Genomic DNA, 13,271 nt, shown 5'->3' with positions numbered 1-13,271 from the left:
TGACCATGACTATCGCACACACACTGGGCGCACTGAGCGTAATGGCCGGCGCCTTGCTGGCGGCGCAATCGGCGCAGGCGCAGGACAACACCTTCATCAACCCGGACTGGGCCAACAGCGCCTGGTACATCGGCGCGGGCGCGGGCCAGTCGCGCGCCACCATCGACGAGCCGCGCCTGCGCGCCAGCCTGGCCGCCAACGGCGAAACCGTCACCGGTTTCAGCAAGGACCAGCGCGACACCGGCTATAAACTGTTTGTCGGCCGGCAACTGAACCAGTATTTCGCCGTGGAAGCTGGTTACTTTGACCTGGGCAAGTTCGATTTCAAGTCGACCACCAGCGGCAACGGCGTACTCAACGGACAAGCGGCCTTTCGCGGCGTGAACCTGGACTTGCTGGGCCAGCTGCCGCTGTCGCAGCGTTTGTCCCTGCTTGGCCGGGTCGGCATGCACTACACGAAGACGAACACGGAATTCAGCGGCAACCGCCTGCTGGGTTCAACCAATACGCATGCCAGCGAGCGCAAGCTCAACGCCAAGCTGGGCCTGGGCCTCGAATACAAGTTCAGCGAAGCGCTGGCCCTGCGCGGCGAAGTCGAGCGTTATCGCCTGAACGATGCCGTCGGCAACCGGGGCGATGCGGACCTGTATTCCGTCAGCCTCGTGTATAAACTGGGCCGTCCGGCCAGCGCCACGCCAGCCTACCAGCCGGTGCCGGCGGCATTGCCCCCAATCAGCGAAACCATGCCGGCCCCTGTGGCCGAGGTGAAGCCGGCGCCGGCGCCCGTCTCGGAAAAAGTATCATTTGCTTCCGAAGCGCTGTTTGATTTCGATCAATCGACGCTCAAGCCGCAAGGCAAGGCGGCGCTGGACCAATTGGTGGGCCAGTTGACGGGCATGGACCTGGAAGTCATCGTCACGGTCGGCCATACGGATGCCGTCGGTTCCGATGCCTACAACCAGAAACTGTCGCAGCGCCGCGCCGAGGCCGTCAAGGCTTACCTGGTGGCGCAAGGCGTGGAAACCAGCCGCGTCTACACGGAAGGCAAGGGAGAAACGCAGCCCGTGGCCGACAACACGAGTGCCGCCGGCCGCGCCAAGAACCGCCGCGTGACGGTGGAAGTGGTGGGCACGCGCAAAGTTGTGCGCTAGATCAAACTGACGCGTAAAAAAACCGGCTTGCGCCGGTTTTTTTACGTCTGCGGCGCTGCCGGCTTGCGGTGATGCTTGCTCAGATGCCGGTCCAGGCTGTTGGCGAACTGCTGCCGGTCCGACTGGCTGAAGGCGGCCGGGCCGCCCGTATCGACGCCGCCGCTGCGCAATTCTTCCATGAAGGCGCGCATCGTCAGTTGCTGGGCGATATTGTCTTTCGTATAAAACTCGCCGCGCGGGTTCAGCGCAAAGCCGCCCTTGGCCAGCACGTCGGCCGCCAGCGGGATGTCGCCCGTGATGACCAGGTCGCCGGGATTCAACAGCCGCACGATTTCCTGGTCGGCAACGTCGGCACCGGACGGCACTTGCACGGTGCGGATGAAACGCGACGGCGGCACGCGCAAGCCCTGGTTCGCCACCAGGGTGAGCGGCAACTCCAGGCGGTCGGCCACGCGGTACAGGATTTCCTTGATGACCACGGGACAGGCGTCGGCATCGATCCAGATCTGCATGCCCGGCGCGGTCGGCTGACTACCTTCCGCCATCACAGTTCCCACGCTTCGCCGCCCGGGCCCATGCGCGGCGCGCTGACGCCGAAGTGCAGATAGGCGGCCGGCGTGGCGACCCGCCCACGGGGCGTGCGCTGCAGGAAACCTTGCTGTATCAGGTAAGGTTCCAGCACGTCTTCGATGGTATCGGCCGCTTCGCCGATGGCGGCGGCCAGATTGCCGATGCCGACGGGGCCGCCGCCGAACTTGAACAGCACGGCTTCGAGCAATTTACGGTCCATCACGTCAAAACCGGCGGAATCGACGTCGAGCATGGCCAGCGCGCGGTCGGCCACCACCTTGGTGATCTCGCCATTGCTTTTGACTTCCGCGAAGTCGCGCACGCGGCGCAGCAGGCGGTTGGCGATGCGGGGCGTGCCGCGCGCGCGCTGGGCGATTTCAATCGCGCCTTCCGGGTCGATCGGGGCCTTCAGCAAGGCGGCGCTGCGCGTGACGATCTTCGTCAGCTCGCCCGTGTTGTAGAACTCCAGCCGCGCGACGATGCCGAAGCGGTCGCGCAGCGGGTTGGTCAGCATGCCGGCGCGCGTGGTGGCGCCCACTAATGTAAACGGTTGCAGGTCGAGTTTCACGGAACGGGCGGCCGGGCCTTCGCCGATCATGATATCTATTTGATAATCCTCAAGCGCTGGATACAGAATCTCTTCCACCACGGGCGACAGGCGGTGGATTTCATCGATGAACAGGACGTCGTTCGCTTCCAGGTTCGTCAGGATCGCCGCCAGGTCGCCCGGGCGCTCCAGCACGGGGCCGGAAGTCTGGCGCAGATTGACGCCCATTTCGCGCGCGATGATGTGCGCCAAGGTCGTCTTGCCCAGGCCCGGCGGACCGAACAGCAAGGTATGGTCGAGCGCTTCCTTGCGCTGGCGCGCCGCCGTGATGAAGATTTCCAGCTGGTCGCGGATCTTTTCCTGCCCCACATACTCGTCGAGCTGCTTGGGCCGCAAGGCCCGTTCGATGGCCTCTTCGTTGTGCGAGATGGGCGCCGCGTCGATGATGCGCTGTTCCGTGAAGCTGTCGGTCTGGATGCTCATGCCCTATCAGCCTTTCGACAGCGCTTTCAGCGCCAGTTTGATGCCATCCGAGACGCCGCTGCCAGCTGGCACGTTTTTCACGGCGGCCAGCGCTTCCTTGTCCGAATAGCCGAGCGCCACCAGCGCGTTGAGGATATCCGATTGCGCATCGGGCGCCGCGTGCGCGCCCAGCGGACCGAGATCCGCACCGATCTTGCCCTTCAATTCCAGCAGCAGCCGTTCCGCCGTCTTCTTGCCGATGCCCGGCACTTTCACCAGACGGCCCGAGTCCTGCAGGGTGATCGCCTGGGCCAGGTCGGCAATCGTCATGCCGGACAGGACTGACAGCGCCATGCGCGCGCCCACGCCCGTGATCTTGATCAACTGGCGGAACACGGCGCGCTCGGCCGCATTACCGAAGCCAAACAGCAGGTGCGCATCTTCGCGGATGGCCTGGTGCGTGAACAGCACGACTTTTTCGCCCACGTGGGGCAAGTTGTAAAACGTGCTCATCGGCACGTCGACTTCATAGCCGACGCCCTGGCAATCGACCAGCAATTGTGGCGGATTTTTTTCAAGCAAAATACCGGAGAGACGGCCTATCATCGCGTGTTCCTAATGTTGTGTATCGTAGTTTTTATTGATTATGAGGGCCATGCCGCAGTTAACCTACTAAACGGCCGCGCTTCATGCGCAAGCCCTGCAATTGCGGCGCCAGCGCGCCGATCATGGCCAGCGCATCGATGCTGTTGGCGTGACAAATGGCCACGCCCAAGGCATCGGCCGCATCCGTGCCGGGCAAGCCGGGCAGCGACAACAGGCGGGAAACCATCTCCTGCACCTGCTCCTTGGCCGCCTTGCCGTGGCCCGTGACGGCCTGCTTCACTTGCAGGGCCGTGTATTCGGCCACCGACAGGTCGGCGTGGACCAGCGCGCAAATGGCCGCGCCCCGTGCCTGGCCCAGCAGCAAGGTCGATTGGGGATTGACGTTGACAAACACTTTTTCGATGGCCGCGCAATCGGGCTGGTAGGTGCCGACGATCTCGCTCACGCCCTGCAGGATGATCTTCAGGCGCGGCGGCAATTCCCCTTCGGAACCCGTCTTGACGGTCCCCGACGCGATATAGCGCAGCTTGTTGCCGTGTTTTTCAATGACCCCAAAGCCGGTCGTGCGCAGGCCAGGATCGATGCCAAGAATAATCATCGCCAGATTCTATAATGAATACGGCAGGCACCGGTGAATAACCGGTGCCTGCCGCTGAGTTACTGCCGGCCGGGTATTGAATCCCGGCCTGTTCCATATCAATGACGGAAGTGACGCGTTCCCGTATAGAGCATCACGACGCCGCGCTCGTCCGCCGCATCGATCACTTCCTGGTCGCGCATGGAGCCGCCCGGATGGATGACGCAGGTCGCGCCCGCGTCGACGACGACGTCGAGGCCATCGCGGAACGGGAAGAAGGCGTCCGACGCCACCACGGAACCGGTCAGCGACAGGCCCGCGTTTTGCGCCTTGATCGAGGCGATGCGGGCCGAATCGATACGGCTCATCTGGCCTGCGCCCACGCCCAGAGTCATGTTATTGCCGCAGAAGACGATGGCGTTCGACTTGACGAATTTCGCCACTTTCCAGGCGAACATCAGGTCGGACAATTGCTGCGGCGTTGGCTGCAGCTTGCTGACCACGCGCAAGTCGCCGATACCGACGTTTTTCGCGTCCGGCGATTGCACCAGCAGACCGCCGCCGACGCGCTTGAAGTCCATGGCGTTGACGCCATTGCCCAGCGGAATTTCCAGCATGCGCACGTTTTGCTTGCTCGACAGAATCTGTTTCGCTTCGGCGGAGAACGATGGAGCGATCAGCACTTCCACGAACAGCTTGGCGATTTCGCCGGCGGTGGCGCCGTCCAGTTCCGTATTGAACGCGATGATGCCGCCGAATGCGGAGGTCGGGTCCGTCTGCAGGGCACGCGCATAGGCTTCCGCCGCGTTCTTGCCCAGGGCGACCCCACATGGGTTCGCGTGCTTGACGATGACGCAGGCGGCGCTTTGCTCGAAGCCGCCCAGGCTCTTCACGCATTCCCAGGCTGCATCGGCGTCGGCGATGTTGTTGTACGACAATTCCTTGCCTTGCAGCTGACGGTAGTTGGCCAGCGCGCCATCGGTGGTGACGAGGTCGCGGTAGAAGGCGGCGCTCTGGTGCGGATTCTCGCCGTAACGCATGTCTTGCACTTTCTCAAATGCAACGTTGAGGATTTGCGGATAGGCGCCGCGCTCGGCGTGCACCTTCGTCGGGCCCAGGCTGGTCAGGTAGTTGGTGATGGCGCCATCGTATTGCGCCGTGTGCGCAAAGACTTTTTTCGCCAGCATGAACTTGGTGTCATAGCTGACGTCGCCGGCCTTGCCGTCGGCCGAGCGGATTTCCGCCAGCACCGCGTCGTAGTCGGTCGGGTCGCAGATGACGACCACGTCCTTGTGGTTCTTGGCCGCCGAACGCAGCATGGTCGGGCCGCCGATATCGATGTTTTCGATCGCGTCTTCCAGCGTGCAATCGGCCTTGGCGACCGTGCCCTGGAACGGGTACAGGTTGACGACCACCATGTCGATGGTCGGCATGTCGTGCTCGACCAGTTTCGACATGTGTTCAGGGAAATCGCGGCGCGCCAGGATACCGCCGTGCACTTTCGGGTGCAGGGTCTTCACACGGCCATCGAGCATCTCCGGGAAACCCGTGTAATCGGCAACTTCCGTGACGGGAACACCGTTGTCTGCCAGCAATTTGGCGGTGCCGCCGGTGGACAGGAGGTTGACGCCGAGGGCGGACAGGGCGCGGGCGAAGTCGAGAACGCCGGTCTTGTCGGAAACGGAGAGGAGAGCTTGTTTGATCATGGCTGTGGCTAGGTGGTTAAGTGTTCTTGGCGAATGGCGCAGGCCCGGTACCGGGCTGCGGCGGATTCAAATCTTGGCGTCACTTGCATGCCGGCATTACAGCAAACCGTGCTCCTGCAATTTCTTGCGCAGGGTATTGCGGTTGATGCCCAGCATCTGCGCGGCGTGCGACTGGTTGCCATCGGCGCGTGTCATCACGACTTCCAGGATGGGCTTTTCCACGGTCAGCACGACCATGTCATAGATATTCGATGCTTGCTGTTCGCCCAGGTCATTGAAGTAATCTTCTAGACTTTTCTGTACGACTTCCTGAATGCTTTCTTTGCTCATTTTTATGCTTCAACCGGCTGAACACCTGGCAATCCGGTGCCGCGCCGCTCATGCGGTCCGCGTGCTGCCCTCTTGCCTCGGTGTTGTAATTAATATTGCATGACGCTCTGTATAGGCGCTCGCCCTTGTACTGCTGGTAACTGATTTACCCTACTTGTTGCTATCTGCTCATGCTGCCGTGGCCATAGGTTTGATCACATCGATCAGGCCACTTTCACTGGATTCGGAGAGGCGGTATTGTAACCGTTCGCCAAATTTCCATTGCGACTCAAAAAATTGATCGACGGCCAGCAATTGCGCATCCGTCGACTCCAGCAGGTTCATTTCCTGGCGGAACGCTTCGCCGCCTTCCAGATCCCTGACGTACCAGCCGATATGCTTGCGCGCCGTGCGCACGCCGAGGAATTCCCCGTAAAACGCGTAATGGGCGCGCAAATGCTCATCCATCAGGGTACGCACTTCATCCACGTACGGCGCCGGCAACAAGGTGCCGGTGCGCAGGAAATGGTCGATTTCGCGGCAAATCCACGGCCGGCCCTGCGCCGCGCGGCCGATCATGACGGCATCGGCACCCGTTTGATCCAGCACAAAACGAGCCTTTTCCGGCGTGGTAATGTCGCCGTTGGCCACCACGGGAATGCCCACCGATGCTTTCACGGCGGCAATCGTTTCATATTCGGCATCGCCCTTGTAGCCATCGGCGCGCGTGCGGCCGTGCAGGGTCAGCATCTGGATGCCCGCTTGCTCGGCGATGCGGGCGATGGTGAGAGCATTCTTGTTGGAACGGTTCCAGCCCGTGCGAAATTTCAGGGTGACGGGCACGTCGACGGCATTGACGACGGCGTGCAGGATCTTTTCGACCAGGCTTTCATCTTGCAGCAGGGCCGAACCGCACCAGCTGTTGCACACCTTCTTCACGGGGCAACCCATGTTGATGTCGATGATCTGCGCGCCCCGGTCCACGTTGAACTTGGCGCAGTCGGCCAGGTCTTGCGGATCGGCGCCGGCGATCTGCACGGCTTTCGGCTCCATTTCGCCGTTGTGGTCCGTGCGGCGCGCGCTTTTTTCCGTTGCCCACAGGCGCGGATTCGACGCCGCCATCTCCGACACGGCATAGCCGGCACCCAGCTGCTTGCACAACTGGCGGAAAGGCCGATCCGTCACGCCCGCCATGGGAGCGACGAAAACATTGTTGCGCAGAATGTGAGGGCCGATTTGCACTGAAGAACCTGGAATGGACGGAGGAACCTGCTATTTTAACCGATTCCCTGCCTATTTAATAAGCACTATTTTTTTGGCTCAGTGCGTCAGAGCGGGCGATACGCTTGTGCAGCACAGCAAAACTGAACGGTGGCGGGGCGCAACGATGGCTTAGCCCAGCTCGTCCATCGCGGGCGCGCTCAGGTGTTCGATATTTCCCCAGTGCACTAAATGCAGCTTGCCGTCCGCATACGAAAAACGGTTGACGCTGGCATTTTTCACCTGGAAGTCGCGCGGGCTGTCGAGCGTCATGCCGACCGCCTCGCGGTAGGCGCACTCGAGCACGCCGCCATGCGCCACGATGGCGATCGTCCGGCCGTCATAGCGTTCGGCCCAGTGGGCGATGGCGCCATTCGCGCGCGCATAGAACTGGCGGAAGCTTTCCGCATCGCGCTCGCCCGACGGCATCACGGCATCGATCTGCCGCGATTGCCATTGCGCATACTCGTGCGGATAGCGCGCGGCGATGTCCGCGTACAGCAAGCCTTCGAAGGCGCCGTAGCAGCGCTCGCGCAGCAAGGGGTCCGTTTGCACGGGCAAGTCTTGCACGTCGGCCACGGCTTGCGCCGTCTGCTGCGCGCGCTGCAGATCGCTGGCGATGATGGCGGCCAGTGCTTCGTCCGCCAGCGCCTGCCCCAAGGCGGCCGCTTGCGCCAGGCCCGCCTCGTTCAGGGCGATGTCGATGTGGCCCTGCAGGCGGCGGCCCGCATTCCAGGCCGTTTCGCCATGGCGTATCAATAAAATCGTGGTGCTCATGCTTTATTTCTTCAGGGTAAGTGCCAACTCGGGATTGAGCGAGTAGGCAACGACGAGCTGGACTTCGTCGAGGATGTGGCCGTAGAGCGCGGCATGGGCTTGCTGCCCCGTAAAACGCTCGGACAGCTCCAGGCGCGGCACGTCGAGCGCATACAGGCGGAAAATATAGTGGTGGATGCGCTCGTCATTCCACGGCGGGCATGGGCCATCATAGCCGTAATAATCGCCGGCCATGGCGGCATCGCCGGCAAACCAGCCCGTGTAGTCGTTGATGCCCTGGCGCAGCCCAGTACCTGCAGCCTTGCCGCGCGGCGTGATGCCGCTGGAAAATTCCCCGGCAGCAATAGAACGCATGGCGGGCGGCAAGTCGAGCAAGCTCCAGTGATAAAAGTCGCCGCGCGGCGCCGTCAGCGGCAGGGATTGGTCGTCGCGGTTGACCAGGCTGGCGTCCTGCGGCGCATCGGGGTCGATGCAGAACAGGGCCAGCGACTCGGTGCCGTTCGGCACATCGTCCCAGGCCAGATGGGGATTGCGGTTGCCGGCGAGGCGCACGCGGCTGGCCGGATCGATCTCGGCAAAGGCATGGTCGGCCGGCATCAGGCCGCCGTCACGAAACGTCTCGCTCCACAATTTCATCGCTTGCTCCCCTTGTAGTTATTGTTTTGCACTTATTTAGCGTCCACTTGCAGCCAGAAGGTGACGGGCCCGTCGTTCGTCAGCGACACTTGCATGTCGGCACCGAACTGCCCCGTTTGCACGGTCGCATGGCGGCTGCGCGCCTGCTCCACGAAATGCGTGAACAGGCGCAAGCCGTCCTGCGGCGCGGCCGCCGGCGTAAACGACGGGCGCGTGCCGGACTTGGTGTCGGCCGCCAGGGTGAACTGCGGCACCAGCAGCAAGCTGCCGGCCACGTCCGTCACGCTGCGGTTCATCTTGCCCGCCTCGTCGGCAAACACGCGGTAGCCGAGCAGTTTGGTCAGCAAGGCGTCCGCTTCCTTCTCCGTATCGCCCCGCTCGGCGCACACGAGCACCATCAGGCCAGCGTCGATGGCGCCGATGGTGGCGCCGGCAACGTCGACCTTGGCCTGCGTGACTCTTTGCAGCAGCGCGATCATGCTGTCAAGGTGACGCGCGCGAAACTGCGCTTGCCAACTTGCAACACGAACTGACCGGCTTCCACTTGCAGCGCCTTGTCGCTGATGACGGTGCCGTCGATGCGCACGCCGCCCTGGTCGATCTTGCGCATGGCTTCCGACGTCGACGGGCACAGGCCCGCCTGTTTCAGCAATTGCGGGATGCCCAGCGGGGCGCCGGCCAGGGTCACTTCCGGGATATCGTCGGGAATGCCGCCCTTCGAGCGGTTGACGAAATCGGCCAGCGCATCTTCGGCAGCCTGCTGCGAGTGGAAGCGGGCGACGATCTCTTGCGCTAGCGCAACCTTGGCGTCGCGCGGATTGCGGCCTTCCTCGACTTCGCGCTTCAACTGGGCCAGTTCGGCGATCGAGCGCCACGACAGCAGCTCGTAGTAGCGCCACATCATGACGTCGGAAATGCTCATCAGCTTGGCGAACATGGTGTTGCCCGGTTCCGTGATGCCAATGTAGTTATTCTTCGACTTGGACATTTTTTCCACGCCGTCCAAACCTTCCAGCAGCGGCATGGTCAAAATACACTGCTGCTCCTGTCCGTACTGCTTTTGCAGTTCGCGGCCCACCAGCAGGTTGAATTTCTGGTCCGTGCCGCCCAGTTCCAGGTCCGATTTCAGGGCCACCGAGTCGTAGCCTTGCATCAGCGGGTACAGGAATTCGTGTACGGAAATAGGAATGCCGCCCTGGAAGCGCTTGGTGAAGTCGTCGCGCTCGATCATGCGCGCCACCGTGTAGTGGGAAGCGAGCTGGATGATGCCGCGCGCGCCCAGCGGATCGCACCACTCGGAGTTATAGCGGATTTCCGTCTTGCTGGCATCCAGCACTAAAGATGCTTGCGCGAAATACGTCATCGCGTTAATCTCGATCTGTTCCTTGGTCAGCGGCGGGCGCGTGACGTTGCGGCCCGAAGGGTCGCCGATCATGGAAGTAAAATCGCCGATGAGGAAAATGACTTGATGGCCCAGGTTTTGCAGCTGGCGCATCTTGTTCAGCACGACAGTGTGGCCCAGATGCAAGTCGGGTGCAGTCGGGTCCAGGCCCAGTTTGATGCGCAGTGGAACACCGGTTTTCTCGGAACGCGCTAATTTTTGCGCAAATTCGCTTTCGATCAAGAGTTCGTCGACGCCACGCTTGGTAATCGCGAGGGCTTCTTGTACTCTGTCCGACAGCGGAAGCGCGGTCTGAGCGGCGTTAGCCTTTGTAGGCGATGCGGTGGTGTTGATTTCCATAAAATTTGACTGTAGATCTCAAAATGGTAGTAGGTTTGCGGAGTTTGTTATAATGCTCGATCCCATCAATCTTGCCGTATGAAAACGAACCAAAATAACAATAACAAAGAGCACTAGTTCACGAATCGTTCAAGGGCAAATTTTAACTGATTGCATGAACCCTATACATAAAATCACAGGCTCACGCTTGTACACACAGCTGACGACGACACGCAAGGCACGCATTATCGGCGCGTCCGCAGTGCTGCTCGCCGTAGCCGCCTTCGGCGCGGTCGCTGTGTCGCCCATGGCGCCCGACGCATCGGACTTGCCGGTCACGTCCATCGCCCAGAACCTGGAAATGCCTGATCTCGCCTCGCAAATTTCCGCGATGGAACAGGTAGACCAGAATTTCACCCACGAAGAAAAAGTCCGCGCTGGCGATACCCTCGCCACCCTGCTGACCCGTCTCGGCGTGGATGATCCGGCGGCCGCCAATTTCATCAAGACCGACAAGATCGCGCGCGGCGTGATGTTGCTCAAATCGGGCAAGCGCGTGCAAGCGCAAACGACCGAAAACGGCGACCTCAACTGGATGCGCGCCACCCTCGTCGACGGTACCGACAAATCGGTCAAGAACATCCTGATCACCCGCAAGGGCGACAAGTTCGTGGCCACGGAAGTGGCAGCCCAGCTGGAACGCCGCGTTGAAATGCACGCGCGCAAGATCACTTCCACCCTGTTTGCCGCGACCGACTCCAGCCTGGACGGCACCCGCCTGCCAGACTCGATTTCCGCGCAAATCGTGGAAATGTTCTCCACCAATATCGACTTCCGTTCCGACCTGAAACGCGGCGACTCGTTCAATGTTGTCTACGAAACATTCTGGCAAGATGGCGAATTTGTCCGAGCGGGCCGCATCCTGGCCGGTGAATTCACCAACCGCGGCACGACTTACCAGTCCGTTTGGTTCGAAGACCCAGCCAGCAAGCAAGGCGGCGGTTACTACAGTTTCGACGGCAAGTCCCTCAAAAAAGCCTTCCTGAAATCCCCCCTCGAATTTTCCCGCATCTCGTCCGGTTTCTCCATGCGCGTGCACCCGATTTCCGGCAACTGGAAAGCGCACAAGGGCATCGATTTCGCCGCAGCAACGGGCACGCCTATCCGCGCTTCCGGTGACGGCGTGGTCGATTCCGTCGGCAGCCAGAACGGCTACGGTAATGTTGTTGTTCTGAAACACTGGGCCAACTACACCACCGCCTATGCGCACATGAGCCGCTTCGCTTCGGGCTTGAAAAAAGGTCAAAAAGTCAGCCAGGGCGATGTGATCGGCTACGTCGGCACCACCGGCTGGTCCACGGGCGCCCATTTGCACTATGAATTCCGCGTCGGCGGCGTGGCACAGGATCCAAGCAAGCTGAACGTACAAGCCCAGGCGCCGTTGACGGCTGCCGAGCTGAGCCGTTTCCGCATGGTCTCCGCCGACATGATGCACCGCTTCACCTTGCTGCGTCCAAACGACACGGCACTGGCTTCGCGCTAAGTAACACTGCCTTCGGGCAACATATAAAGGCACCGCCCATGCAGATGGCCGGTGCCTTTGTTTTTTCCCGCGCTTTTGCGTACGGCACAAATGCGGCACAATGCACCCCATCACTTATGCATTCAAGGACACCCCCATGCTGTATATCGGTTTGATGTCTGGCACCAGCCTGGACGGCGTTGACGGCGCGCTGGTCGACTTTGCCGACGATGGCGGCACGCGCAGCCTGGGCGACGCCTACATTCCCTTTCCCGCCAGCCTGCGCGACAACCTGATGGCCTTGCAAAGTGCCGGCCAGAATGAAATCGAACGCGAAGCGCTGGCAGCAAATCAGCTCGTCCGCCATTACGCCGACTGCGTCGCCCTGCTATTGAACGACGCGGGCATCGGCCCGGACGCCATCGCCGCCATCGGCGCGCATGGCCAGACCATCCGCCACCGCCCCGAGCTGGGCTTTACGCGCCAGTTGAACAACCCGGCCCTGCTGGCGGAACTGACGGGCATCGACGTCATCGCCGACTTGCGCAGCCGCGACGTGGCGGCCGGCGGCCAGGGTGCGCCGCTGGTGCCCGCTTTTCACCAGGCCATCTTCAACTTGCCCGGCCACACGCGCGTGCTGGCCAATATCGGCGGCATCAGCAATATCAGCGTGCTGCACGCGGACGGCACGGTGACGGGCTACGACACGGGCCCCGGCAATGCGCTGATGGATGGCTGGGCCTTGCGGCACCTGGGCCAGCCGTATGACGCCAACGGCGCCTGGGCCGCCACGGGCAAAGTCTTGCCTGCCCTGCTGGCGGATTTGCTCGACGATCCCTATTTTGACTTGCCGGCACCGAAAAGCACGGGCCGCGACCTCTTTCACGCCGACTGGCTGCAAGGCAAGCTGGCGAATCACCGTGGCGCCCAAGCCGCCGACGTGCAGGCGACATTGACCCAGCTGACTGCCGCCAGCCTGGCGCACGCCATCGCGCGCGACGGGGCGCAAGCGGAAACCGTGTATGTGTGCGGCGGCGGCGCGCAGAACGCCAGCCTGATGGCGGCCCTGGCCCGGGAATTGCCGGGCATGGCGGTGGCATCGACGGAAGCGCTGGGCGTGGCACCCAGCCAGGTCGAAGCGCTGGCGTTTGCCTGGCTGGCCTGGCGTTTTACGCAGCGCAAGCCGGGCAACTTGCCGGCCGTGACGGGTGCGCAGGGGCTGAGAGTACTGGGAGCGCTGTACCCACGTTGATATGGAACAATTGCTCCAGAAACACAAATAGCGGATCGATGATCCGCTATTTTTATGCTGCGCCTGTAAACCGGCGCGCCTGAAAAACGTTCAGGGCAAGGCGCGTTGCCGAAGACAGTACGAATAGTACGGCGAGGCAATGCAACGCCGCCATGGACGTTTTCTCAGGTGTGCTT

General features: G+C 61.8%; 14 protein-coding genes. 3 read left to right on the top strand and 11 right to left on the bottom strand.

Features of this window, described 5'->3' with window-relative positions; genetic code table 11:
• Positions 1 to 5: 5 nt before the first annotated feature.
• Positions 6 to 1,151, top strand: a complete 1,146-nt coding sequence (locus tag AC1RJW_RS25280) for an OmpA family protein (protein ID WP_493047369.1) — start codon at positions 6 to 8, stop codon at positions 1,149 to 1,151.
• Between the two features lie 41 nt (positions 1,152 to 1,192).
• On the opposite strand, the gene AC1RJW_RS25275 is transcribed toward AC1RJW_RS25280, so the two are convergent.
• The 11 genes from AC1RJW_RS25275 to tyrS form a co-directional block, all read right to left on the bottom strand.
• Entirely contained in the window at positions 1,193 to 1,663 is a 471-nt protein-coding gene (locus tag AC1RJW_RS25275) for a YaiI/YqxD family protein (protein WP_070312433.1), read from the bottom strand.
• Positions 1,664 to 1,695: 32 nt separating this feature from the next.
• Positions 1,696 to 2,751, bottom strand: a complete 1,056-nt coding sequence (ruvB, locus tag AC1RJW_RS25270; protein ID WP_046683444.1) for a Holliday junction branch migration DNA helicase RuvB — start codon at positions 2,749 to 2,751, stop codon at positions 1,696 to 1,698.
• A 6-nt stretch (positions 2,752 to 2,757) separates the two neighbouring features.
• The gene (ruvA, locus tag AC1RJW_RS25265) at positions 2,758 to 3,336 is read right to left on the bottom strand and encodes a Holliday junction branch migration protein RuvA (protein WP_493047368.1); all 579 of its coding nucleotides are present in this window, start codon (positions 3,334 to 3,336) and stop codon (positions 2,758 to 2,760) included.
• Between the two features lie 58 nt (positions 3,337 to 3,394).
• Positions 3,395 to 3,934 (bottom strand): crossover junction endodeoxyribonuclease RuvC, encoded by a 540-nt coding sequence (gene ruvC, locus AC1RJW_RS25260; RefSeq protein ID WP_353658912.1) that lies wholly within the window; start codon positions 3,932 to 3,934, stop codon positions 3,395 to 3,397.
• A gap of 98 nt (positions 3,935 to 4,032) precedes the next feature.
• Complete coding sequence (gene purH / locus AC1RJW_RS25255; protein ID WP_326458182.1) at positions 4,033 to 5,619, bottom strand: bifunctional phosphoribosylaminoimidazolecarboxamide formyltransferase/IMP cyclohydrolase; 1,587 nt, start codon at positions 5,617 to 5,619, stop codon at positions 4,033 to 4,035.
• A gap of 96 nt (positions 5,620 to 5,715) precedes the next feature.
• Positions 5,716 to 5,949 carry a helix-turn-helix domain-containing protein gene (locus AC1RJW_RS25250; RefSeq protein ID WP_008445162.1) on the bottom strand — a complete coding sequence of 78 codons (234 nt, stop codon included), beginning with the start codon at positions 5,947 to 5,949 and terminating at the stop codon, positions 5,716 to 5,718.
• Between the two features lie 168 nt (positions 5,950 to 6,117).
• Positions 6,118 to 7,170 carry a tRNA dihydrouridine synthase DusB gene (gene dusB / locus AC1RJW_RS25245; protein WP_493047367.1) on the bottom strand — a complete coding sequence of 351 codons (1,053 nt, stop codon included), beginning with the start codon at positions 7,168 to 7,170 and terminating at the stop codon, positions 6,118 to 6,120.
• 150 nt (positions 7,171 to 7,320) lie between these two features.
• The gene (locus tag AC1RJW_RS25240; protein WP_493047366.1) at positions 7,321 to 7,965 is read right to left on the bottom strand and encodes a histidine phosphatase family protein; all 645 of its coding nucleotides are present in this window, start codon (positions 7,963 to 7,965) and stop codon (positions 7,321 to 7,323) included.
• Between the two features lie 3 nt (positions 7,966 to 7,968).
• Positions 7,969 to 8,601, bottom strand: a complete 633-nt coding sequence (locus AC1RJW_RS25235) for a YbhB/YbcL family Raf kinase inhibitor-like protein (protein WP_493047365.1) — start codon at positions 8,599 to 8,601, stop codon at positions 7,969 to 7,971.
• 32 nt (positions 8,602 to 8,633) lie between these two features.
• Positions 8,634 to 9,080, bottom strand: a complete 447-nt coding sequence (dtd, locus tag AC1RJW_RS25230) for a D-aminoacyl-tRNA deacylase (protein WP_493047364.1) — start codon at positions 9,078 to 9,080, stop codon at positions 8,634 to 8,636.
• On the bottom strand, positions 9,077 to 10,342 hold the full coding sequence (gene tyrS / locus AC1RJW_RS25225; protein WP_326458177.1) for a tyrosine--tRNA ligase: 1,266 nt from the start codon (positions 10,340 to 10,342) through the stop codon (positions 9,077 to 9,079). The genes dtd and tyrS overlap by 4 nt, the downstream gene beginning before the upstream one ends.
• A 154-nt stretch (positions 10,343 to 10,496) precedes the next feature.
• On the opposite strand from tyrS, the gene AC1RJW_RS25220 reads away from it, so the two are divergent.
• Entirely contained in the window at positions 10,497 to 11,864 is a 1,368-nt protein-coding gene (locus AC1RJW_RS25220) for a M23 family metallopeptidase (protein WP_493047363.1), read from the top strand.
• A 136-nt stretch (positions 11,865 to 12,000) separates the two neighbouring features.
• The gene (locus AC1RJW_RS25215; protein WP_493047362.1) at positions 12,001 to 13,095 is read left to right on the top strand and encodes an anhydro-N-acetylmuramic acid kinase; all 1,095 of its coding nucleotides are present in this window, start codon (positions 12,001 to 12,003) and stop codon (positions 13,093 to 13,095) included.
• Positions 13,096 to 13,271: the final 176 nt, after the last annotated feature.

This window comes from Janthinobacterium sp. GW822-FHT07A03 (assembly GCF_058798815.1).
The sequence above is the reverse complement of the archived record's forward strand: the minus strand, read 5'-3'. Positions and strand labels throughout refer to the sequence as shown.

What these genes read in the sequence shown, in the direction of transcription:
- AC1RJW_RS25275 (WP_070312433.1), bottom strand. Translation starts at nt 1,663, where the DNA reads ATGCAGATCTGGATCGATGCCGACGCCTGTCCCGTGGTCATCAAGGAA.
- dtd (WP_493047364.1), bottom strand. Translation starts at nt 9,080, where the DNA reads ATGATCGCGCTGCTGCAAAGAGTCACGCAGGCCAAGGTCGACGTTGCC.
- ruvA (WP_493047368.1), bottom strand. Translation starts at nt 3,336, where the DNA reads ATGATAGGCCGTCTCTCCGGTATTTTGCTTGAAAAAAATCCGCCACAA.
- tyrS (WP_326458177.1), bottom strand. Translation starts at nt 10,342, where the DNA reads ATGGAAATCAACACCACCGCATCGCCTACAAAGGCTAACGCCGCTCAG.
- AC1RJW_RS25220 (WP_493047363.1), top strand. Translation starts at nt 10,497, where the DNA reads ATGAACCCTATACATAAAATCACAGGCTCACGCTTGTACACACAGCTG.
- AC1RJW_RS25280 (WP_493047369.1), top strand. Translation starts at nt 6, where the DNA reads ATGACTATCGCACACACACTGGGCGCACTGAGCGTAATGGCCGGCGCC.
- ruvB (WP_046683444.1), bottom strand. Translation starts at nt 2,751, where the DNA reads ATGAGCATCCAGACCGACAGCTTCACGGAACAGCGCATCATCGACGCG.
- AC1RJW_RS25250 (WP_008445162.1), bottom strand. Translation starts at nt 5,949, where the DNA reads ATGAGCAAAGAAAGCATTCAGGAAGTCGTACAGAAAAGTCTAGAAGAT.
- AC1RJW_RS25235 (WP_493047365.1), bottom strand. Translation starts at nt 8,601, where the DNA reads ATGAAATTGTGGAGCGAGACGTTTCGTGACGGCGGCCTGATGCCGGCC.
- purH (WP_326458182.1), bottom strand. Translation starts at nt 5,619, where the DNA reads ATGATCAAACAAGCTCTCCTCTCCGTTTCCGACAAGACCGGCGTTCTC.
- AC1RJW_RS25240 (WP_493047366.1), bottom strand. Translation starts at nt 7,965, where the DNA reads ATGAGCACCACGATTTTATTGATACGCCATGGCGAAACGGCCTGGAAT.
- ruvC (WP_353658912.1), bottom strand. Translation starts at nt 3,934, where the DNA reads ATGATTATTCTTGGCATCGATCCTGGCCTGCGCACGACCGGCTTTGGG.
- AC1RJW_RS25215 (WP_493047362.1), top strand. Translation starts at nt 12,001, where the DNA reads ATGCTGTATATCGGTTTGATGTCTGGCACCAGCCTGGACGGCGTTGAC.